At 70.5% G+C, this 21460-nt stretch carries 17 protein-coding genes; 4 read left to right on the top strand and 13 right to left on the bottom strand.

All coding sequences use genetic code 11. The annotated features are described in order from the left end of the window. Positions 1-136: 136 nt before the first annotated feature. The 6 genes from AB5J53_RS30540 to AB5J53_RS30515 all read right to left on the bottom strand — a co-directional run bounded on the left by AB5J53_RS30540 (position 137) and on the right by AB5J53_RS30515 (position 8872). The gene (locus AB5J53_RS30540; protein ID WP_369248828.1) at positions 137-907 is read right to left on the bottom strand and encodes a group II truncated hemoglobin; all 771 of its coding nucleotides are present in this window, start codon (positions 905-907) and stop codon (positions 137-139) included. Positions 908-1008: 101 nt separating this feature from the next. Then, positions 1009-4302, bottom strand: coding sequence for a S8 family serine peptidase (locus AB5J53_RS30535; protein WP_369248827.1), 3294 nt, complete (start codon positions 4300-4302; stop codon positions 1009-1011). Positions 4303-4506: 204 nt separating this feature from the next. After that, complete coding sequence (locus tag AB5J53_RS30530; RefSeq protein WP_369248826.1) at positions 4507-5190, bottom strand: ABC transporter ATP-binding protein; 684 nt, start codon at positions 5188-5190, stop codon at positions 4507-4509. Positions 5191-5394: 204 nt separating this feature from the next. Then, entirely contained in the window at positions 5395-6852 is a 1458-nt protein-coding gene (locus tag AB5J53_RS30525) for an ABC transporter permease (protein ID WP_369248825.1), read from the bottom strand. Positions 6853-7051: 199 nt separating this feature from the next. Next, the gene (locus tag AB5J53_RS30520) at positions 7052-8320 is read right to left on the bottom strand and encodes an Ig-like domain-containing protein (protein WP_369248824.1); all 1269 of its coding nucleotides are present in this window, start codon (positions 8318-8320) and stop codon (positions 7052-7054) included. 207 nt (positions 8321-8527) lie between these two features. After that, on the bottom strand, positions 8528-8872 hold the full coding sequence (locus AB5J53_RS30515) for a hypothetical protein (RefSeq protein WP_369248823.1): 345 nt from the start codon (positions 8870-8872) through the stop codon (positions 8528-8530). Positions 8873-8982: 110 nt separating this feature from the next. Between AB5J53_RS30515 and AB5J53_RS30510 the strand changes: the two genes are divergently transcribed. After that, positions 8983-9303 carry a hypothetical protein gene (locus AB5J53_RS30510; RefSeq protein WP_369248822.1) on the top strand — a complete coding sequence of 107 codons (321 nt, stop codon included), beginning with the start codon at positions 8983-8985 and terminating at the stop codon, positions 9301-9303. Between the two features lie 37 nt (positions 9304-9340). Beyond that, entirely contained in the window at positions 9341-10090 is a 750-nt protein-coding gene (locus AB5J53_RS30505) for a DUF2625 family protein (protein ID WP_369248821.1), read from the top strand. Between the two features lie 123 nt (positions 10091-10213). Here the strand turns inward: AB5J53_RS30505 and AB5J53_RS30500 are convergent, their stop codons facing one another. The 5 genes from AB5J53_RS30500 to AB5J53_RS30480 all read right to left on the bottom strand — a co-directional run bounded on the left by AB5J53_RS30500 (position 10214) and on the right by AB5J53_RS30480 (position 16308). Beyond that, a complete protein-coding gene (locus AB5J53_RS30500) occupies positions 10214-11866 on the bottom strand; it encodes a DEAD/DEAH box helicase (protein ID WP_369248820.1) in 1653 nt (550 codons plus the stop codon). Positions 11867-11989: 123 nt separating this feature from the next. After that, on the bottom strand, positions 11990-12193 hold the full coding sequence (locus AB5J53_RS30495) for a cold-shock protein (protein ID WP_369248819.1): 204 nt from the start codon (positions 12191-12193) through the stop codon (positions 11990-11992). Positions 12194-12432: 239 nt separating this feature from the next. Next, a complete protein-coding gene (gene hutH / locus AB5J53_RS30490) occupies positions 12433-13971 on the bottom strand; it encodes a histidine ammonia-lyase (RefSeq protein WP_369252569.1) in 1539 nt (512 codons plus the stop codon). Between the two features lie 116 nt (positions 13972-14087). Further along, complete coding sequence (locus tag AB5J53_RS30485; RefSeq protein ID WP_369248818.1) at positions 14088-15239, bottom strand: diguanylate cyclase; 1152 nt, start codon at positions 15237-15239, stop codon at positions 14088-14090. A 262-nt stretch (positions 15240-15501) separates the two neighbouring features. Further along, on the bottom strand, positions 15502-16308 hold the full coding sequence (locus AB5J53_RS30480; protein ID WP_369248817.1) for an enoyl-CoA hydratase/isomerase family protein: 807 nt from the start codon (positions 16306-16308) through the stop codon (positions 15502-15504). A gap of 204 nt (positions 16309-16512) precedes the next feature. Between AB5J53_RS30480 and AB5J53_RS30475 the strand changes: the two genes are divergently transcribed. Next, a complete protein-coding gene (locus tag AB5J53_RS30475; RefSeq protein WP_369248816.1) occupies positions 16513-17202 on the top strand; it encodes a hypothetical protein in 690 nt (229 codons plus the stop codon). Positions 17203-17294: 92 nt separating this feature from the next. Here the strand turns inward: AB5J53_RS30475 and AB5J53_RS30470 are convergent, their stop codons facing one another. Next, positions 17295-18377, bottom strand: coding sequence for an adenylate/guanylate cyclase domain-containing protein (locus tag AB5J53_RS30470; RefSeq protein WP_369252567.1), 1083 nt, complete (start codon positions 18375-18377; stop codon positions 17295-17297). A gap of 461 nt (positions 18378-18838) precedes the next feature. Then, positions 18839-19705, bottom strand: a complete 867-nt coding sequence (locus AB5J53_RS30465) for a biotin--[acetyl-CoA-carboxylase] ligase (RefSeq protein ID WP_369248815.1) — start codon at positions 19703-19705, stop codon at positions 18839-18841. Positions 19706-19841: 136 nt separating this feature from the next. Between AB5J53_RS30465 and AB5J53_RS30460 the strand changes: the two genes are divergently transcribed. Then, positions 19842-21434 (top strand): acyl-CoA carboxylase subunit beta, encoded by a 1593-nt coding sequence (locus tag AB5J53_RS30460; RefSeq protein WP_369248814.1) that lies wholly within the window; start codon positions 19842-19844, stop codon positions 21432-21434. Positions 21435-21460: the final 26 nt, after the last annotated feature.

Genomic DNA, 21460 nt, shown 5'->3' with positions numbered 1-21460 from the left:
CCCTGCCCTCCCCCACTCTCGGCTTCGCTCGAGCGGGGGGACCCCCATCGTCCCTGGGGGCTGCCGCCCCCAGGCCCCCGCCAAAAGACTGCGCAGTTCCCCGCGCCCCTTTTCGGGGCGCGGAGAAACCCATCCCTCACCCCCGGTACGGCGGGGCCGACCCCCACGTCCACTTCGGGATCGGCTGCTCCCCCGGAGGCACCGCGTCCGGCCCCGAGAAGTACACGGCCAGGCGTGTCCCCCACTCCGCGTACGCGACGAACGCGGAGCGGAACTCGGCGTCGGTGGGAAGGCCGGCGTCGTCCGCCGCGTCCTGGAGGAGGTTCACCCAGCGACGCCGCTGGACCTCGGTGATGTTCTTGCCGAAGTGCTTGGCGACCATGTGCCCGTGCCCGCCCTGGGTCCCGGAGTACTCCGGCGGTCCGCCGAAGACCTCGCCGAGCCAGAGGGCGACATGCGCGGCGTGTTCGGGGGCGAGGTCCGCGAACAGCGGGGCGAGGAGATCGTCCTTGAGGACCTTGTCGTAGAAGACCTCGGTCAGACGGCTGAAGGCCTCGGCGCCGCCCGCCCAGGCGTAGAGCGTGGGCACGGACGCGCCCGTGCCCCGTACCGTCGTCGGCTTGTAGTGGCGCATCTCCTCGATGCTGCCGATGTAGGGGCGGATGTCGGCGAGGAAGTCGGGGAAGAGGTCGGACTTGCGAAAGCCCTCGACGTGGTCCTCGGTCGACGTCCAGGTGATCCGCAGGATGAAGTGCTCGAAGTCCTCCTCGCAGCGCGCGAGTTCGTAGTCGACGCACTGCGGGGCCGCGGCCAGCTGGGCGGCGGCCCGGGTGTAGGCGGCCAGGAACTCCGCCGACTGCTGCTCGGGAATCCGGTACCGGATGTATTCGACAGTCGAAACGGTCATGCCCCCACACAAACACGGAGGGCCCGCCGGAAGCGCTCCTTCCGACGGGCCGTCCGGTCGTGTCAGCGTTCAGCGAAACCCGGCCGCCGACACCTCACGCCTCACTTCCCGTAGTACGCGTTGTAGATCGAGATCGTCGACTTGTTCCCCTTCTTGTCGGCGATCTTGGCGTGGAACGAGATGCCCTTTCCCTTCGCCGGGTTCTTGAAGGTGATCTTGCCGTTCTTGACGTCGAGCTTGGTCCACGTCTGGCCGTAGTCGTACGAGACGTACACGGACAGCGACTGGAGGTTGGAGCCCGCGGCCGCACCCTGGACGGTGACCGGGATGGTGACCTTCTGGTCGGCGGGCCCGCGGCTGTCCAGGCCGAGGGACGCGCCGAAGCGGGCCGTGGAGACCGGCAGCTTCGCCGTGTCGACCTTCTTGGAGCGGAAGGTCCAGCTCGCGTCGATCCGCGTGGAGGCCGCGGCCACCTTCACGGAACGCTTGATGGACGTGGTCAGCTTGTACGCCGCGTCCGCGTCCGGCACCTTGAACTGGCCGCTGCCGTCCAGCGGGTCGTCGGTCTCGGCGACCTTGGTGCCGTTGCGGTACAGGGTGGTCTTGACCGAGGTGTAGAGCGAGGCCCCGGCGTGCGACTGGCCGTCGGCGAACACCGGCAGATAGCCACTGATGTACTTGCCGTCGCGGTAGACGCCGTACAGACCGCCGATCTTCGGGCCGAAGACACCGGTGTTGAACGTCTTCGTGTAGCTGTTGCCCGCCTTGAAGGTCTGCGGGTCGCCCAGTGTGTAGAAGGCCTCGCTGATCGGGAAGCCCTGGGCGTCCTTGCCGCCGTACTGCTCGAAGTCGAGGCCCCACTGGACCTGGTCACCGGTGGAGACGTGCAGCGTGCGCGTGCCCGGCAGCTTCTGCTCGACGCCGATCCCGAAGGAGAAGTCGCTCGGCAGGAAGCCGTACGCGGTGACCGCACCCGTCTTGCCGGAGGACGCCGCCCCCAGGTTCGTCTTCACCGTGGCCAGTTCGCTCGCCTTGTAGTGCTTGACGTGCGCGCCCTGCAGCTTGGTGACCTTGGCGCCGGTGAACACGTCGTACTCGGTGCTGTCGCCCTTGGTCCAGGTACCCGACCAGCTCTGGAACAGACCGGAGGAGACCGCCGGGCCGATGTGGCCGACCCGCAGGTCCTGGAAGGAGTCCAGGCCCACGCCGACGCCGACGCCCGCCGGGTCGAACATGTAGGAGACCATCGCGGACACCGGCTTCGCCTGGGTGTCCGGCACCGTGATGTCGGCGGCCTTGGCCGTGCGCTGGTCGACGGTCACCGTGGTGTTCTTGGTGACGCTCAGCCTGGGCTGGACCAGCCAGTCGATACCGCCCTCGATGGTGGTGAGGTCCTTGACCAGCTGGGAGTCGAGGATGTAGGTGCCCTTGGGCACGCGGATGGTCTCCGTGGCCCCGGTGCCCTGCGAGAAGAAGTCCCGCCCGTTGGCCAGGCCCGAGTAGGCGTAGAGGTCGGTGAGGTGGATGGGCTGCTGCCCGTCACGCACGAGGTACTTCAGCTTGACGTCGTACGACTCCACTTCGCGCTGCACGGCGGCCGCGGTCCGCACCGACTGGCCGCCGCCCGTGGCCGTCACGTACGCCGAGTACGCGCCGTCCGTGGTGCCGCCCAGCTTGGTGTTGACGGTGACGTCGACCGAGGCCTTGCCGCCCGCCGGGACCTTGACCGTCTTCGCGCCGAGCTTGAAGAAGCCCGAAGGAGCCGCCTGGCCCTTGGGGTTGGTGGCGGTCGCCGAGAGGGTCAGGGTGACGTCGGTCTTGCCGAGGTTGCGGTAGGTGAGCTGCCTGGTCACCGGCTTGTCGTCGGTGTGCGGCCACTGCTGGACGCCGAAGCTCACCGAGTTCGGGTCGGCGATCACGGACTGCTTGATCGCCTTGTCGACGGCGATACGGCCCGAACCCTGCTCGAACGGCGTGTACTTGCCGCCCTTGGCGGAGCCGGTCAGCGCACCCTTGAGCTCGGCGAACGTCCAGTCCGGGTGCTCCTGCTTGAGGATCGCCGCCGCGCCCGCGACATGCGGGGTCGCCATCGACGTACCGGAGATCGTCAGATAGCCCGGGGGCTTCTCGCCGACCTCCTTGTCGATGAGGCTGCCCGGGGCCGCGGCCGCCGTGATGTCCACGCCGGGTGCGGTCACATCGGGCTTGATGGCGCCGTCGAGGCCGGGGCCGCGGCTGGAGAAGGACGCCAGCTTGTCGTTGTCGTCGACCGCGCCGACGGTGAGCGCGTCGGCCGCGCTGCCCGGGGAGCCGATGGTCTGCTCGCCGAAGTCGCCGTCGTTGCCGGCGGCGATCGCGAAGAGGATGCCCTTCTGCTCGGAGAGCTTGTTGACCTCGGCCTCGAGCGGGTCGATCTCCGGGGTGTCGCCGCCGCCCAGGCTCAGGTTGACGACGTCGGCGCCCTGGTCGGCGGCCCACTCCATGCCCGCGAGGATGGTGGAGTCGTCTCCGTAGCCGTCGTCGCTGAGGACCTTGCCGCTCAGGATCTTCGCGCCGGGAGCGACACCCTTGTACTTGCCGTTCGACTTCGCGCCCGTGCCCGCCGCGATCGAGGCGACGTGCGTGCCGTGGCCGAAGTGGTCGGTGGCGTCGGCGGAGGTGGAGAAGTTCTTGGCCGCGATCACCTGGTCCTTGAGGTCCGGGTGGGTCGCGTCGACGCCCGTGTCCAGCACGGCGATCTTGACGCCCTTGCCGTCGTAGCCCGCCGCCCACGCCTTCGGGGCGCCGATCTGCGGCACCGACTTGTCGAGGCTCGCCTTGCGGACGCCGTCCAGCCAGACGTGCGCGATGCCGGAGGCCGCGCTGCCGCCGTTGGTGACCGCCGACCAGAGCTCCGCCGCGTCCTGCTTCGGCGTCAGCACCGCGTCCGCGTTCAGGGACTTCAGGGTCCGGCGGAGCGTGCCCGCCTCGCGGACGTCGGCCTTGGCGGCGGTCGCGGCTCCCTTGTAGCCGACGATCAGCTTCAGGCCCTGCTTCTGGGCCTTGCGAGTCGCCGCCTTGTTCAACTCGGTGACATCGAACAGCCGCTGGTCCAGCTTGCCGCCGGCTATCAGGCGCTGGGCGTCGGCCGGCACCACGAGCGTGTGACCGTCCGCCTTGCGGATCGAGACGGGTATGTGGGCGCGGCCCTTGGCGCGTTCGAAGCCGACGACACGGCCCTTGGCGTCGACGGCCACCCGGTCACCGGTGATCAGCGTGATGTGGTGCCGGGCCACGAGCCCGGCCTTGGACGCGCTGCTCGCGTGTTCCTGCTTCGCGGACGCCGGGCTGGTCATTCCCGCCGCCAGGGCCACGGCTGCTGCCGTGGCGATGGTCGCCGCGCACGCTCTTTTCACTTGTCTGCGCAAGTCTCCCCCTGGAGATGAGGTCCGGGCGAATTCCCGATTCGTCCGGCCGGGGGACGTCCCGTACGCATGCGCGCACACCCCCCGGAAAACGCAAGTATGCCGGGGGGTGATCGGCCGCTCAATAGAGAGGTAGCTGTAAAGAGTTGACGGACTTGTTCCGCCAAGCTCCCGCACTCCCCTCTTTGTGCTCCTTTATGCTCCCGCGTTCTCCTTGACAGTGATCCTGCCCTTGCGGATCGTGGCAAGCCGCGGGGCCTTCTTCGCGATCGCGGAGTCGTGCGTGACCATGATGAAAGTGAGCCCGTGCTCCTTCCACATGGCTTCCAGTACATCCATGATCTCGTCGCGCATGGATTCGTCGAGGTTTCCGGTGGGTTCGTCGGCGAGCAGCACCTTCGGCTGCTTGACCAAGGCGCGGGCGATGGCCACGCGCTGCTGCTGACCACCGGACAACTCGGCGGGCAGATGCCCGAGCCGCTCGGCCAGCCCCACCGACTCCAGTGCCGCGGCGGCCCGTTCGCGCCGTTGCTTCGTCTTCACACCGAGGGGTACGAGGGCGGTCTCCACATTCTCCTGGGCGGTGAGCGTGGGAATCAGGTTGAAGCTCTGGAAGACGAAGCCGATGTTCTCGCTGCGCACCTTGGTGAGCTTCGCCTCGGACAGTTTCGCCATGTCCGTGCCGTCGAGTTCGACACTGCCCGCGGTGGGGCGGTCGAGCCCGCCGAGCATCTGAAGAAGGGTGGATTTTCCGCCACCGGTGGGGCCCTGGATGACGAGCCGGTCGCCGTCCCCGATGGTCAGATCGATACCGGCGAGCGCGTCGACCGTTTCCTTGCCCCGCGTATAGCGCTTGGTGACGCCTCTGAGTTCGTACATGGTGCAACTCCTGGGATATGTAAGTACGTAGGGGGTGTCGTGTGGATCAGGCCGGATCAGGGAGCGGGGCCTGGTGCGTGCAGCTGCAAGGCGGAGGAGGGCGACGACGCGGAGCGTCGGCAACCGACGACAACGCCGCAGATGTGCGTGCCAGGCCCCGCGAGCCCGGCCTGGTCCACACGACACCCCCTGAGGGGGCGGGGCTTATTCGACGCGGCGCAGGGCGTCCGCGGGCCGCAGCCGGGAGGCGCGCCAGCCGCCGAAGGCACCGGCGATCAGGCCACCGGTGACGGCGAGGGCGACCGCGACGACGATGGTGTCGAGGCTGACGGGCGCGGTGAGCGCGACGTCGAGGGCCTTGGAAGCGGTCTGCCGGGCGGGACCGCCGAAGCCACCGCCGCCGGGACCGCCGCCCTGGCCACCGCCCGAACTGCCCACCTGCGCCTGCAGGGTGGGGCTGATCTCGGTGACGACACAGGCGCCCGCGAGGCCGAGCGCGATACCGAGGGCACCGCCGACCAGACCGTTGACGATGGCCTCACCGACGACCTGGCGGGTCACCCGGCCCGACTTCCAGCCGAGCGCCTTGAGGGTGCCGAACTCGCGCACCCGGCGGGAGACGGCGGAGGAGGTCAGCAGACCGGCGACCAGGAACGCGGCCACGAGCACCGCGATGGACAGCCACTTGCCGACGTTCGAGGCGAGGCTGGAGGCGGTCGACAGGGAGCCGGAGACGGTGTCGGCGAGGTCGGCGGAGGTGGTGACCGTCGTACCCGAGATGTTCTTCTGGATGGTGCTCTTGACGCTGCTGATCTGCTGCGAGTCGGACGCCTTGACGTAGATCGTGGTGACCTTGTCCTTGGAGTCGCTGAGCGTCTGCGCCTGCTTGAGCGGGATGTACAGGTTGGCCGCCGCGTCACCGCTGTCGGGCGTCGCGATGCCGATGACCTTGTACTTGACGCTCTTGATGGTGACGGTGCTGCCGACCTTGAGCTTCTTCTCCTCGGCGTACGACTTGTCGGCGACGACGACCTTGGCGTCGGTCTCGGACGTCGTGAACGTACGACCGCTGGTGATCTTCGACGAGGTCAGCGGGCCGAGGGCCGGCTTGGTGACGTCGGTGCCATAGACCGAGTAGTTGTTGACGTCGAAGTCGGCGCCGCCGCCCTTGACGGTGCCCTGGGGCGAGGGCTGGGCGCCGCCGGGGCCGCCCTGCTGGTTGCCGCCGTTCTGGTTCTGCTGGAACTGACCCCGTGTGAACTGGCCGTTGACGCGGATGACTTGGAGGCTCAGCCCGCCGACGGAGTCCGCGACGCCCTTCTGGGAGTCGACCTTGGAGACCGTCGAGGCGGCCAGGGTCTGGAAGCCCTGGACCATGACACGGTCGCTGCTCTGCTCCTTGTCGGAGCCGTTGTCCTGGGCGTCGAAATTGAAGCGCGGACGGTCGCTGCTGCTCGACGCGGGCGCCGCGGCCTTGGTGACCGTCATGTCCGTACCCAGCCCGTACAGCGACTGGAGGACCTTGCCCTGGGCCTTCTCCATGCCCGAGGACACGGAGCTGACCACGATGACCAGGGCGATGCCCAGGGCGAGTCCGGAGGCGACGACGAGGGCCGCCTTTCTGCGGCGGCGCAGTTCGCGCCTCAGGTAGGTGAAGAACATGGGCCGCAAGCTAGGTACGGCTCGTGATGGCGCGATAAGGCCGGGATAAGAGAACGATGAGAAGGCTGTGCTTTGCCGGTTGATTGGACTGTGCGCGGCCTCGGAACCCTGTGCTCCACATGTCGACCCCCGAAGCCATGACGGCGGCGGCCCCCGGGAAAGGGGACCGCCGCCGTCGGAAGCGGGAGCTGAGGCGGGATTACGCGGCCGAACCGGCCTTCCACGCCGCCCAGTCCAGGTTCCAGCCGTTGAGGCCGTTGTCCGGGGCGATGGTCTTGTCGCCGGTGTTCTTGACGACCACGACGTCACCGATCAGCGAGTGGTTGTAGAACCACGCGGCAGGCGTGTTCGCGTCGCCCGCGCCCTTGGTGTCGGACAGGCCGACACAGCCGTGGCTGGTGTTCACCGCGCCGAAGATGGACTTGGCGCCCCAGTAGTTGCCGTGGATGAAGGTCCCGGAGTTCGACAGGCGCATGGCGTGCGGTACGTCCTTGATGTCGTACTCGCCCTTGCCGTCGTCGTTCGTGAAGCCGACCGTCGAGCCGTCCATCCGGGTCTCCTTGAACTTCTCGGAGATCACCATCTGGCCCTGGTACGTCGTGTGGTCCGGAGCGCCCGCGGAGATCGGGATGGTCTTGATGACCTTGCCGTCCTGGGTGACCTTCATCGTCTTGGTCTGGGCGTCGACGATGGAGACCTGGTTGCGGCCGATCTTGAAGGTGACCGTCTTCTGCTGCACGCCGTACACACCGCTCGCGCCCTCGACGCCGTCGAGGTTCAGCTTGAGGGTGACGGTGGAGCCGCCGGTCCAGTAGTTCTCGGGGCGGAAGTCCAGGCGGTTGGCGTTGAACCAGTGCCCGACGACCTCCTGGCCGCTGCTGGAGGAGACGGTGATCCCCTTCTGCACCGCGGACTTGTTCGTGATCGCCTTGTCGAAGTTGATCGACACCGGCATGCCGACGCCGACGGTGGAGCCGTCCTCCGGCGTGAAGTTGCCTATGAAGCTGTTGGCCGGGGAGACAGTGGTGAACGAGGTGTTCTCATGGGCGGTGCGGCCCGCGGAGTCCTTGGCCTCGGCAGCGATCTTGTACGTGGTGGCCCGCGCGAGCTGGCCGGAGGGCTTCCAGCTCTTCTTGTCGGCGGATATCTGACCGGCGACGGCGGTGCCGGCCGCGGTCTGCATCGTGACGGACGTGAGCGTGCCCTTGCTCACGGTGACCGCCGCGCCGTTGTTGATCGAGGCGTTGTCGGAGCCGTCCTTGGGCGTGATCTTGATCTGGGCCTCGGAGGTCTTCTTGGCCGCGGCCTCGTCGACCTTGGCCTGCGACGTGCTGTCGCCGCCGTCCGACGCGCTGGCCTTGTCGCTGCCTCCGCTGCACGCAGAGAGCACCAGCACCCCGCCGAGCAGTGCGGACGCGGCCATCAGACCCTTGCGCCGCTTACTGTCCGTCATCACACGCTTCTCCATCGTCGCCGAATCACCAAAAGACACGAGAGCCCCGTCGAAACCATCAACGCTACGGCCGTTTCGTCCCGTTCCACATCCCGCAGATGTGTGGGACACACCACGTCCAGAGAGTGGACCGAGTGGTGCGGAAGTGGCCAGTGCGTCTGCTGAGACGACGAAACCCCGGACGGCGGTTGCCGCCCGGGGTCACGATTCCCCCAAGCCGCGTCAGCCGCGCGCGTCTTCTTCGTCGTCCTCGGCAGCATCATCCTCGTCGAGGTCCCAATCCGGCGAATCGGGGTCGTAGTCGATGGGTTCGCTGCTCCAGGAAGCCTGGGCGAGCTCGATCCCCGGCACCTCGCTGACCAGGTCGAACGGATCCACCAGATACGCGAGGGCCTCGGCAGTGTCTTCTGTCACTGCGCTCTCGGCGTGCGTGCGCTCGTCGGCCGGCATGCCGGCGTCGTCGGCGATACGGCGCAGCGCGGCCTTGGTGACGGCGTCGGCGTCGTCGACTTCCAGCACCAGTTCGACACGAAGCCGTACAAACTGTGATGTCTCAGGAGTACTCATGGGACGGAGCGTACGACCCATGGGTTGCGCGACTTTCCCACGACCCGCGCCTTTCATTAGCATCGCCCCACACGGCCAATTCGCCAGCGCCACAAGGGGATCGATATTTCGTGTCCGCCGCACGTCGATCGTTGTTGACCGCCACCGCCGCGGGGACCCTCCTGGGGGCCCTGTGGTTCGTCCCGTCCGCCAACGCGACCCAGGACGAACCCATTCCGAGCGTCTCGGCGTCAACCTCCGCGACGACGACCACCAACACGGTGCAGACGTCCGCAGAGTCGGGCACGGAGTCGAGTGAGGAGCACACCCAGCTCGCCGACACCGGAAGCGTCGACACGACGCCGTACATCGTCGGCGGCACGCTCTTCCTCGGCCTGGGCGCCGGTTTCATCACCTATTCGGTGCGCCGCGAGCGCACGATGGCCTACTGAGCGCGGTGCTCCGGCCCGGACAACCCACGGGGAATCCATGCGAGACCTGACCGAGCTGACCGACGTCGAGGAACCTGCCTGGCCGGTGCTGTCCGAGGCACTCGACACCAGCGGGGTGTCCATGGACGTGCTGCCCGGCGACCCGGCACAGGGCCGCTCCACCCTGCTCCAACTGCAGATCACCGCGCGGTCCTGGCTGGGCGGGATGGTGCTCAACTGCGGTGGGGTGGTGCTGGACAGCGGGTGGGTGCGGATCTACGGGAGCCCGGGCGCCGGTGCGTCGACGGGGCTGCCGGGGGCGTCCACGGACCTGCCCAGCCTCGCCGAGGTCAACGGATTCCCCGAGCGGTTCGATCCCGCCTGGCGGCCCTTCAACGGGCTCGTCGTCGGCCATGACGTCCTCGGCGGGGTCTTCGTCATGAACGGGCCCGACCCGGAGGCTGCGGGCCGTCCCGGACGTCCCGGCGAGATCGTGTACTTCGCGCCGGACTCCCTGCGCTGGGAGGCCCTCGAAGTGGGCCACGGAGCCTGGCTCCACTGGCTCCTCAGCGAGGGCACGGATCACTTCTACGACACGTTGCGGTGGCCCGGCTGGCGCGCCGAGTCCGGTGCGCTGACCGGGACGCAGGGGCTGTCCGTCGTGCCCTTCCTGTGGTCGGCCGAGGCCCGCCGGGACATGCACTCGACCAGCCGCCGCGCGGTGCCACTGGCCGAGATCCTCAGCCTGCACCGGGACTTCGCCCTGAAGCTCGACTCGGTGGATCCGGGGTTCTTGGGCAACGTCTGACGACTCCGGCGGCTGCGGCGTGCCCCTTCAGGGGCGCGGTGCTCTGACAGCGTGCGGCGCCGCCGCGTGGGCGCGATCAGCCGCGGACAGCCCGCAGTTCAGATCGCGCCCCCGGGAGAGCCGTCACGCGGCCCGGCGTCCGCCGCCGCCCTGTCCGCCACGCTCCGTGCGGCGCTGCGGGGCGCGCCCGCGGCCGCCCGAGCGGGCGGTAGCCGCGCCGCCGCCGGTGTCGGTACGACGGCCGGTGGCACCGCCGCCGCCACCGGTACGGCGGCCTGTGGCCGTGCCGGTGGCCGCGCCACCCGCACCGGTGGCCGACGGACGCCTGGCCCCGCCCCCGGTCGCGCGCCGGGACTTGGGCCGCTGCTTCGGCTGCTCGGCAGGCTGCGGCACCTCGATGACCACCGGCACGCCGGAGGGCTCGCGGGCGCCGGTGAGGCGGGCCAGCTCCTCGTCGCCGGACTTGATGCGGGCGGTACGCGGGGTGATGCCGGCGTCCGCCATCAGACGGGTCATCTCCCGCTTCTGCTCGGGCAGTACGAGGGTGACGACGCTGCCGGACTCCCCCGCGCGGGCCGTACGGCCGCCGCGGTGCAGGTAGTCCTTGTGGTCGGTCGGCGGATCGACGTTGACGACCAGATCCAGGTCGTCGATGTGGATGCCGCGGGCCGCCACGTTGGTGGCGACGAGCGCGGTGACCAGACCGTTCTTGAACTGGTCGAGGGTGCGGTTGCGCTGCGGCTGGCTGCGTCCGCCGTGCAGTGCGGACGCCCGTACGCCGCTGGCGAGCAGCCGCTTGGTGAACCGGTCGGCGCCGCGCTTGGTGTCCACGAAGAGGATGACCCGGCCGTCGCGCGCCGCGATCCGCAGGGCGACGGCCTTCTTGTCGGTCTCGTCGGCGACATGCAGCACGTGGTGCTCCATGGTGGTCACCGCGCCCGCCGACGGGTCGACGGAGTGCACCACGGGATCCGTGAGGAACATCCGCACGAGCCGGTCGATGTTCTTGTCGAGCGTCGCCGAGAACAGCAGCCGCTGTCCGTCCGGCTCGACCTGCTTGAGCAGCGCCGTGACCTGCGGCATGAAGCCCATGTCGGCCATCTGGTCGGCCTCGTCGAGCACGGTGATCGCGACCCGGCCGAGGGAGCAGTCGCCCCGCTCGATGAGGTCCTTGAGCCGCCCGGGGGTGGCCACAAGGACCTCGGCACCGCGTCGCAACGCCCCGGCCTGCCTGCTGATCGACATACCGCCGACGGCCGTGGCGATGCGCAGGTTGACGGCGGTGGCGTACGGCGTCAGCGCGTCGTTGACCTGCTGCGCGAGCTCACGCGTGGGCACCAGGACGAGGGCGAGCGGCGCCTTGGACTCGGACCGGCGGCCCGCGGTGCGCGCCAGCAGGGCGAGCCCGAAGGCGAGCGTCTTGCCGGAGCCGGTGCGGCCCCGGCCGAGAACGTCGCGCCCGGCAAGGGAGTTGGGCAGAGTCGCGCCCTGGATCGGGAAGGGCTCGGTGACGCCCTGGGCGGCGAGGGTCTTGGTCAGCGCGGCCGGCATGTCCAGCGCGTCGAAGGAGTCGACGGCGGGCAGCGCGGGCGTGATGGTCTCGGGCAGCGAGAACTCCTGCGGCGGCGCGACCTTGCGGGCACCGCCCTTGCCGGCGCCCCGGCCGGTGTTCCGGCCCGCGCTCCTCGCGGAGCCGCCGGTCTTCGCGGAGCCGCCGGTCTGGGCGCCGCGTGCATTTGCCGGCCGCTTACGGACGGGACGTTCGGATCGAGTCATGCTGGATCTGGATTTCCTTCCTGGGCCCACGGACTGCACGCACAGCACTCACTGCACTCACAGCGCGAGCCGGGACCCGCACCCGAAGGTGCGGGTCCCGGCTCTGGAAAAGCGCGTCCCGAATCAGGCGGGGACGATGTTCTCCGCCTGCAGGCCCTTCTGGCCCTGCGCGACGTCGAACGAGACCTTCTGGCCCTCAAGCAGCTCACGGAAGCCGTTGCTGGCGATGTTCGAGTAGTGGGCGAAGACGTCGGGGCCGCCGCCGTCCTGCTCGATGAAGCCGAAGCCCTTTTCCGAGTTGAACCACTTCACGGTGCCTGTAGCCATTGTTTTCTCCTGAACAGGTAGAGGCCCCATCCGGAGATGCACCGGGAAAAGCCGGAGATGCCGGTAAAACAAAACGCGCCTGCGGAAGATTCCGATCAGGCGCACAAAGTAAATGGGTACCAAAAACGTATCAACGCGACAGTAGCACACCTCTGGCTGCCCTCAGGCACCGAGAGGCCCTGATGTGACGGGGGCCACCGTAGTCGACGGCGGCCCCCTCCACGTACGACGGACTACCGCTAGGCCAGCGGACCCGTCACCGGCTCCACCGCCGTCACCACGTGGCCACCGCGCACGAACGCGTCCGCGGCCTCCAGGTCGGGGGCGAGGAAGCGGTCCGGGCCGGGGCCCTGGACGCCGGCCGCGCGGACGGCCTCGATGACCGCCTGCGACGCCGGGGCGGGGGTCAGGCCCTCGCGCAGCTCGATCGCGCGGGTGGCGGCGTACAGCTCGATCGCGACGATCCGGGTCAGGTTGTCCACGGCCGTGCGCAGTTTGCGCGCCGCCGACCAGCCCATGGAGACGTGGTCCTCCTGCATCGCGGAGGACGGGATGGAGTCCGCGGACGCCGGTACGGCGAGCCGCTTCATCTCGCTGACCAGCGCGGCCTGCGTGTACTGCGCGATCATCAGGCCCGAGTCGACACCGGCGTCGTCCGCGAGGAACGGCGGGAGGCCGTGCGAGCGGTTCTTGTCGAGGAGGCGGTCGGTGCGGCGCTCGGCGATGGAGCCGAGGTCCGCGGCGGCGATGGCGAGGAAGTCGAGGACGTACGCGACCGGGGCGCCGTGGAAGTTGCCGTTCGACTCGACGCGGCCGTCGGGGAGCACGACCGGGTTGTCGACCGCAGAGGCCAGCTCGCGCTCGGCGACCGTACGGGCGTGCGCGAGGGTGTCGCGGCCGGCGCCCGCGACCTGCGGGGCGCAGCGCACGGAGTAGGCGTCCTGGACGCGCGGGGCGCCGTCCTGGTGGTGCCCGGTGAGCTCCGAACCCTTCAGCACGGCCAGCATGTTGGCGGCGCTGGCACCCTGCCCGGGGTGCGGGCGGATGGCGTGCAGCTCGGGCGCGAGGACCTTGTCCGTCCCGAGGAGGGCTTCCAGGGAGAGGGCGGCGGTGACGTCCGCCGACTTGTAGAGCGTCTCCAGGTCGGCGAGGGCCATGACCAGCATGCCGAGCATGCCGTCGGTGCCGTTGAGGAGGGCGAGGCCTTCCTTCTCGCGCAGCTCGACGGGCGCGATGCCGGCCTCGGCGAGCAGCTCACCCGCGGGCCGTACGACACCGTCGGGGCCCTCCGCGTCCCCCTCGCCCATGAGCGTGAGCGCGCAGTGGGACAGCGGCGCCAGGTCGCCGGAACAGCCGAGCGAGCCGTACTCGTGCACGACCGGGGTGATACCGGCGTTGAGGACGTCCGCCATGGTCTGCGCGACCTCGGGCCGCACGCCCGTGTGCCCGGAGCAGACGGTCTTGAGCCGCAGGAACATCAGCGCACGGACGACCTCGCGCTCCACGCGCGGGCCCATGCCGGCGGCGTGCGAGCGGACGATGTTGCGCTGCAGCTGGGCGCGCAGCTCCGGGCTGATGTGCCGGGTCGCGAGGGCGCCGAAACCGGTGGAGACGCCGTAGACGGGCTCCGGCTTGGCCGCCAGCGCGTCCACGATCTCGCGGGCCGCGGCGAGGGCCGCCACCGCCTCGTCGGAGAGCTCGATCCGGGCGCCGTGGCGCGCCACGGCGAGAACGTCGGACGCGGTCACCCCGGACGTCCCCACCACCACAGTGTGCATATCCATATTCAGGAGCGTACGCAGTGAATTCGATGATGTCACTAGTGGGTCACCGGTTTACCCCTTACTTCGACGTACGTCACAACGGGCGCCCGGGAGCGGGGCGCCGGCCGGGGTCACGGACGGGGCTCATGGCGTCCGCGGAAGCGGCGGCGCTCGCCTTCCGTGGGCGACGGCGCGTCCGCGAGGCGTACGACCGGATCGTCGGGGCCCTCGCGCCCGGCGACCACGGGCTTCGCCGCGCGCACGGCCTTGGCCCGGTACTGGGCGGCGTCGGCCAGCCGGAAGAGCCGCCGCGCCGAACGCACGGGCCCGATCGGGTCCTCGGTCGAGGCGACCCCGCACGCCACTCCCTCCCCCAGCTCCAACTCGGCGGCGCGGCGGCAGAGTTCGTCGGCGATACGGACGACCTCGTCCGCCGCCGGGCCCACCGCCAGCAGGCAGAACTCGTCACCGCCGAGACGGGCCGCGAGGGTGCCCGGGAGCATGGCCCCGCACAGGGACAGCACCGATCCGAACCGCTCGAGGAGCCGGTCGCCGACCGCGTGCCCGCGGGTGTCGTTGACCCGCTTGAGCCCATTGAGGTCGCAGACGACGAGACTGACCACGACCCCGTCGCCCTTGTGCCGCTCGACGGCCTCGTCGAGGCGGACGTCCACGGCACGGCGGTTGGCGAGCCCGGTGAGGGCGTCCGTGAAGGCCAGCCGCCGGGCCTCCTCCAGACGCTCGGTCTGGGCGATCCCGGCCGCGACGACGGAGGCGAGGACGGTCGCGAAGTCGGCGTCCGCAGGGTCGTAGACGGGGGCCCCGGCCGGGCGTGCCACATACAGCTCGCCCCACGCGCGGCCGTGCAGGACGATCGGCGCGACGACACAGCAGCCGCGACCGCGGCGGCGCAGGGCGGCGACGCGTTGATGGCAGTACCCGGCGTGGCCCCCCGCCGGGCCGTCCGCCGTCTCCACCCAGGCGTTGGGTCCGCCGCCCCCGGCCCAGCGTTCGTGCAGGAACTCGGTGATCTCCGGAAACTGGTGCACGGGGTAGGCCTCCCCGTCGGGGAACTCGTCCTCGTCCTCGGCCCGCTCACCCACGTTGACGAGCACCCGCAGCCGGCCGAGTTCCCGCTCCCACACGGAGAGCGCGGCGAAGCTTCCGGCGAGCGCGTGGCACGCGCCGAGCGCCGCGGCTCGCCACGACTCGCGCGGGGTGTGTGCCGCCGCCATCCCCTGCGCCAGCGCCACCACGGCCCTCAGCCGTCTGTCCTCACCCATCACCCCAGGCTAGGTAAAACTGCAGCATTTCGGGACATTGATACGGCGAACAGGGGTCCGGGGCGGTGGTTCGGGTGGGTTTACTCGCCCCCTCCGCCCCTACCCGTCCCGACCAGCCTTCGGCTGCGGGTGCGTGGGGGTTGTTCGCGCAGTTCCCCGCGCCCCTTTTAGGGGCGCGGGGAACTGCGCAATCTTTTAGCGGGGGTCTGGGGGCGCAGCCCCCAGGTACGGGACGGGTAGGGGCGGAGGGGGCGAAAAACATCTACTCCGCCGGCCACTCCGGCTTGCGCTTCTCGTTGAAGGCGGCGACGCCCTCCGCCCGGTCCCCCGAGAACGCGACGGATCGCCACGCGGCGTCCTCGACCTCGAGCCCCGCACGGAGGTCGAGGCCCTGCCCGAGACGGAGCGCACGCTTGGCCGCCCGCAGCCCGACGGGCGAGTTCGCGGCGATCCGCGCGGCGAGCGCGAGGGCCTCCGCCCTGTCCCGCCCCGCGTCCACGAGCTCATCCACGAGCCCCAACTCCCGCGCCTCGACCGCCTCCAGCCGCCGCGCCGAGAAGATGAGCTCGGCCGCCCGCGCGGCCCCGACCCGGCGGGGCAGCAGCTGCGTACCGCCCCCTCCGGGGATCACTCCGACGGACACCTCGGGCAGCCCGACGACCGCCGTACGGTCGGCCACGATCAGGTCGCACGACAGCGCCAGCTCGAACCCGCCGCCCAGCGCGAAGCCGTGCACGGCGGCCACGGTCGGCATGGGCAGCTCCAGGACCCCGGTGTACGCGCCCCGCGCGACCGGGCGCTGCCGCACCAGGTCGGCGTCGGTGAACGAGTTGCGCTCCTTCAGGTCGGCGCCGACACAGAAGGCGCGCTCATGGGTGGAGGTCAGCACGACCACGCGTACGTCGCGGTCGGCGGCGAGCGCCTCGCAGGCACCGGCGATGGACCGGGCCATGTCCGTGGACACGGCGTTCATGGCCTTGGGCCGGTCGAGGGCGAGCTCCGCGACGTACGCGTGCCGCCGTACGACGACGAACTCCCCGAACCGCCGCTCGTCCCCTTGCTCCGCCATGACACCCTCCCGGTTAACGCGGGTTAACAACAGACGCCCCGATCATCGCAGCCGACGCCGTCCGACGAAACCCGTCCCCCCGCGCACCCACCTCCCCGTTCGAGTGACATCCCGCCCAACTCCCGCCCGCCGCCCCGAAACGGCACATAACCTACGCACCGCCGGCGCATTCGGGGGGCGCGGGCACATTGGGGAGGGACGACCATGACGAACCGAGAGACGACGCAGGCCACGAGGACTCGTCCGGAGCCGCGACCCACGCCTCCAAGGGCGCGGCCGACGGCGCCGGGGGCGGCCGACGGCACATCGGCGCATCACGCAGCGGACGAGTGCGAGGCGGTCCGCCCCGTCCGGGGGCGGCACCGCAGGCCCCGTCCGCGCCGGGTGCTCTTCGCCGTGGGTGGACTCGCGCTCGCCGCGGGGGTGTTGAGCTTTGTGCGGATGACGCCGGAGTCGGTGATCGGGGGCGGGGGAAGCGCGGAGGCCGAGCCGACGGGGGCCACCGTCACGGACACGTCGGGCAACGCCGTCACCACCGTCGAGGCCGTACCCTCCGCACACCCCAAGGCCGCCACGGAGACCGCCGCGATGGGCCGCTCCAGCGCGACGCCCACCGCGGACGTGAGCCTCCTGCCGACACCGTCACCGACGACGCCCGCGTCGATCCCGTCGCCGCACGGGAGCGCCCCCACGGCCGGCGCTCCGGACACCACCGGCATCCCCACGGCTCCCATCACCACGCCACCGCCGGCCGCGACCACTCCCGCGGCCCCGCATCCCGCCCCGAGCGCGACGACCCATGACCCGGCCCCGCAGCCCGATCCCCCGGGCGTGTGCGTGCCGATCGTCGGGATCTGCGTGAACGGTCTGGCGGCGCCGATCGGCGCCCGCTAGTACGCGGCGTGCCGCCGGGCGCGGAGCCACGGGTACCCGCGCCCGGTCGCCGGGCTACGCGCCGACGGCCCGGCAGAGCTGATCGGCCTCCGTCAGGACTCGGCGTCCCGGCGGGCGAGCAGCCAGGGTTCGATCACTCCGAGGCCACGTACCGGGCGCTGCCACATCGGCTGGAGGACGAAGCGGTAGGAGGGCGGTTCCTCGCCCTCCTTCTCCGCGGCGGCAGCGGCCTCGGCGGCATCCGCCTCGGAGGCGGGCGCGTCCCCGGTGTGGATCAGTTCCTCCGCGAAGGCGCCGTCCACCAGGACCGCGTCGCGTGGCGCTATCGACGTGAGGCGGCTCGCCAGGTTCACGGTGGTGCCGAACACGTCACCCATCCGTGTGGTCACCGTGCCGAAGGCGATGCCGACGCGCAGCTCCGGCATCGTCTCGTCGTTCGCCATCGTCTCGATGAGCCGCAGCGCGATCTCGGCGGCGATGCCGGCGTCGTCTGCGGCGTACAGCACCTCGTCGCCGAGCGTCTTGATGAGCCGCCCGCCGTGCGCGGCGACCAGGTCGGCGGCGGTCGTCTCGAAGGCCTCGACGAGTTCGCCGAGCTCCTCCTCCTCCATGCGGCGGGTCAGCCGCGTGAACCCGACGAGGTCGGCGAAGCCGACGGCGAGGCGCCGGTCGACCATCTCCTCGTCGTCGGCGGTCTGGATGACCCGGCCGGCCGAGGCGGCGAGCTGGCGCCGCCAGACGTAGACGAGGAACTCCTCCAGCTCGGGCAGGAGCAGCTCGACGATCGGGTACGTCACCTCGGTGCGCGTCATCCCCGGCTCGGGCGGCTCGGTCAGCCCCTCCAGGAAGGAGTCCATCTGCCACTCGGCCAGCCGGGCGGTGGTCTGCCCGGTGGACCGGGCCACCTGCACGGCCATCGCCTCGCTGAGCAGTCCCGCCTCGACGAGGCCGGAGAGCCGGCGCAGCGCGAGCACGTCGGCCTCCGTGAGCGCCTTGGCCTGTCCGATGTCGGCGAAGCCCATGGCCCGCCAGAAGCGGGTGGCCAGCTCCACGGAGACGCCCGCGCTGCGGGCCGCCTGGAAGGGGGTGTAGCGGCGCTCCGCACCGAGGATGAGCCCCTCCAGGCGCAGCGCCAGCGGGTCGCCTCCGGAGTCCGGGTCGGGGTGCACGTCCACGCGGCCGTCCGCGTCGGGGCGGGGTTCGGGCCGGGCGTCGGGGCGCGCTTCGGCGCCTCCTTCGGTCCGTGCGGCGGATGCGTCGTTGGCCGACTCGGCGGTACGGCCCGGCTCGCCGTCGGGGGCGGGGTGGGCACCCGTGCCGGAGCCGGTGTCGTCGACGGTCACGCCTGCTGCCCTTCCGATCTGCCGTGGTCAGGTATCGACCGCGCTCAACTCTACGGCAGCTGTGCGCTGGCTCACTCCCGACGCCGGGGCTGAGACCGGGAGGTTTTTCGCCCCCTCCGCCCCTGCCCATTCCCGTACCTGGGGGCCGCGCCCCCAGACCCCCGCTCAAAAGATTGCGCAGTTCCCCGCGCCCCTAAAAGGGGCGCGGGGAACTGCGCGACGAGCCCCCACTCACCCGCAGCCGAAAGGCTGGTCGGGACGGGTAGGGGCGGAGGGGGCGAAAAACCCGTCCCTCACACCGCCCGCAGGTGCACCACATCTCCCGCCCCCACCGGCTCCTGCACACCCTCCCCGGTAGCGATGACCAGGCGCCCGTCCCCGTCCACGGCCACCGCCTCCCCGGTGATCGCCCGGCCCCCGGGCAGCTCGGCCCGGACCACCCGTCCGAGCGTCGCGCACCCGGCGGCGTACGTCTCCTGGAGGCCGGACGCGGCAGGGTCGCCCCCGACGCCGCGCCAGCGCTCGTACCACTGCTCGAGGGAGCGGAGCACGGCCCGCAGCACGGTGTCGCGGTCCGTGCTCACCGCGCCCGCGAGGGCGAGGGATCCGGCCCCGGGCACGGGGAGTTCGTCCTCGCGGAGAGTGACGTTGATGCCGATGCCGACGACCACGGCATCGGTGCCCGCCCGCTCCGCGAGGATGCCCCCGGTCTTCCGCTCCTCCTCACCCACGGTCACCAGCAGGTCGTTGGGCCACTTGAGTGCCGTGTCGACGCCGGCGGCGCGCGAGAGGCCCGTCGCGACGGCGACGCCGGTGAGCAGCGGCAGCCAGCCCCAGCGTTCGACGGGGACCTGGGTGGGCTTGAGCAGGACGGAGAAGAAGAGGCCGGAGCGGGCGGGCGCCGTCCACTGGCGGTCGAGGCGGCCGCGCCCGGCGTTCTGTTCCTCGGCGACGAGGACCACGCCCTCGTCCGCCTTCCCTTCGGTGGCGAGGGCGACGAGGTCGGAGTTGGTGGACCCGGTGCGCTGGACCACCTCGACATCGCGCCAGAGCCCGTCCTCGCGGACCAGCGCCCGGCGCAATGAGGCCTCGTTCAGCGGCGGACGGTCCAGGTCGGACCAGCGATTGTCGTTCGCGTCTGATGCATCTCGCGGCGTCATGCAACCCACCCTAGGTGTGGTAAACGCCGCACTGCCGAACGGTAGGCACGCCACTACGCTACGGATGAGTAGCAAGCCCCCCTTCTGAGCACCTCACCCTCACGTCCCCCTAGAGCAGGCAGGGAGCCGCATCCCGATGTCCGAGCCGGAAGAGCTGCAACACCCCGACATCCACACCACCGCGGGCAAGCTCGCGGACTTGCAGCGCCGCATCCAAGAGGCGACGCACGCCGGCTCGGAGCGCGCCGTCGAAAAGCAGCACGCCAAGGGCAAGTTGACGGCCCGTGAGCGGATCGAGCTGCTGATGGACGAGGGTTCGTTCGTCGAGTTCGACGAGTTCGCACAGCACCGGTCGACCGACTTCGGGCTGGAGAAGAACCGCCCGTACGGCGACGGTGTCGTCACCGGCTACGGGACCGTGGACGGACGGCCTGTCGCCGTGTTCTCGCAGGACTTCACCGTCTTCGGCGGCGCCCTCGGCGAGGTCTTCGGCCAGAAGATCATGAAGGTGATGGACTTCGCGCTGAAGACCGGCTGTCCGGTCATCGGCATCAACGACTCGGGCGGCGCCCGCATTCAGGAGGGCGTCAGCGCGCTCGGCATGTACGGCGAGATCTTCCGCCGCAACACGCATGCGTCGGGCGTGATTCCGCAGATCTCGCTCGTCGTCGGGCCCTGCGCGGGCGGCGCGGTCTACTCCCCGGCCATCACCGACTTCACGATCATGGTCGACCAGACCTCGCACATGTTCATCACTGGCCCGGATGTCATCAAGACGGTCACCGGCGAGGACGTCGGCTTCGAGGAGCTCGGCGGCGCGCGCACGCACAACGCGGTGTCGGGCGTCGCCCATCACATGGCGGGCGACGAGAAGGACGCCATCGACTACGTCAAGCAGCTGCTGTCGTACCTGCCGTCCAACAACCTCAGCGAACCCCCGGTGTTCCCGGAGGAGGCGGACCTCGCCCTCACCGACGAGGACCGCGAGCTGGACACGATCGTGCCGGACAGCGCGAACCAGCCGTACGACATGCACGCGGTGATCGAGCACGTCCTGGACGACGCCGAGTTCTTCGAGACGCAGCCGCTGTTCGCGCCGAACATCCTCACCGGTTTCGGTCGGGTGGAGGGCCACCCGGTCGGCATCGTCGCCAACCAGCCGATGCAGTTCGCCGGCTGCCTCGACATCGACGCCTCCGAGAAGGCCGCGCGGTTCGTGCGGACGTGCGACGCCTTCAACGTTCCCGTCATCACCTTCGTCGACGTGCCCGGCTTCCTCCCGGGCGTCGACCAGGAGCACACGGGCATCATCCGCCGCGGCGCCAAGCTGATCTACGCGTACGCCGAGGCGACGGTCCCCCTGATCACGGTCATCACCCGCAAGGCCTTCGGCGGCGCCTACGACGTCATGGGCTCCAAGCACCTCGGCGCCGACCTCAACCTCGCCTGGCCCACGGCCCAGATCGCGGTGATGGGCGCGCAGGGCGCGGTGAACATCCTGCACCGCCGCACCATCGCGGCCGCCGAGGACCAGGAGGCCACCCGGGCCCGCCTCATCCAGGAGTACGAGGACACGCTCCTCAACCCCTACACGGCGGCCGAGCGCGGCTACATCGACGGCGTGATCATGCCGTCCCAGACCCGCGCCCACGTCGTTCGCGGTCTGCGTCAGCTGCGCACAAAGCGGGAATCACTCCCTCCGAAGAAGCACGGCAACATCCCCCTCTGAGCCCCCTGTGGACCCGGATCATTCTT

Origin of the sequence: Streptomyces sp. R41, assembly GCF_041053055.1 — a bacterium.
Classification (GTDB): Bacteria; Actinomycetota; Actinomycetes; order Streptomycetales; family Streptomycetaceae; genus Streptomyces.
Note: the sequence above shows the minus strand (reverse complement) of the source record. Positions and strands in the feature narration are given on the sequence as shown.

Bases quoted from the DNA above. Each gene is read 5' to 3' on its own strand.
- AB5J53_RS30540 (WP_369248828.1), bottom strand. From the start codon at position 907: ATGACCGTTTCGACTGTCGAATACATCCGGTACCGGATTCCCGAGCAG.
- AB5J53_RS30530 (WP_369248826.1), bottom strand. From the start codon at position 5,190: ATGTACGAACTCAGAGGCGTCACCAAGCGCTATACGCGGGGCAAGGAA.
- AB5J53_RS30525 (WP_369248825.1), bottom strand. From the start codon at position 6,852: ATGTTCTTCACCTACCTGAGGCGCGAACTGCGCCGCCGCAGAAAGGCG.
- AB5J53_RS30520 (WP_369248824.1), bottom strand. From the start codon at position 8,320: ATGGAGAAGCGTGTGATGACGGACAGTAAGCGGCGCAAGGGTCTGATG.
- AB5J53_RS30515 (WP_369248823.1), bottom strand. From the start codon at position 8,872: ATGAGTACTCCTGAGACATCACAGTTTGTACGGCTTCGTGTCGAACTG.
- AB5J53_RS30505 (WP_369248821.1), top strand. From the start codon at position 9,341: ATGCGAGACCTGACCGAGCTGACCGACGTCGAGGAACCTGCCTGGCCG.
- AB5J53_RS30500 (WP_369248820.1), bottom strand. From the start codon at position 11,866: ATGACTCGATCCGAACGTCCCGTCCGTAAGCGGCCGGCAAATGCACGC.
- AB5J53_RS30495 (WP_369248819.1), bottom strand. From the start codon at position 12,193: ATGGCTACAGGCACCGTGAAGTGGTTCAACTCGGAAAAGGGCTTCGGC.
- hutH (WP_369252569.1), bottom strand. From the start codon at position 13,971: ATGCACACTGTGGTGGTGGGGACGTCCGGGGTGACCGCGTCCGACGTT.
- AB5J53_RS30485 (WP_369248818.1), bottom strand. From the start codon at position 15,239: ATGGGTGAGGACAGACGGCTGAGGGCCGTGGTGGCGCTGGCGCAGGGG.
- AB5J53_RS30480 (WP_369248817.1), bottom strand. From the start codon at position 16,308: ATGGCGGAGCAAGGGGACGAGCGGCGGTTCGGGGAGTTCGTCGTCGTA.
- AB5J53_RS30475 (WP_369248816.1), top strand. From the start codon at position 16,513: ATGACGAACCGAGAGACGACGCAGGCCACGAGGACTCGTCCGGAGCCG.
- AB5J53_RS30465 (WP_369248815.1), bottom strand. From the start codon at position 19,705: ATGACGCCGCGAGATGCATCAGACGCGAACGACAATCGCTGGTCCGAC.
- AB5J53_RS30460 (WP_369248814.1), top strand. From the start codon at position 19,842: ATGTCCGAGCCGGAAGAGCTGCAACACCCCGACATCCACACCACCGCG.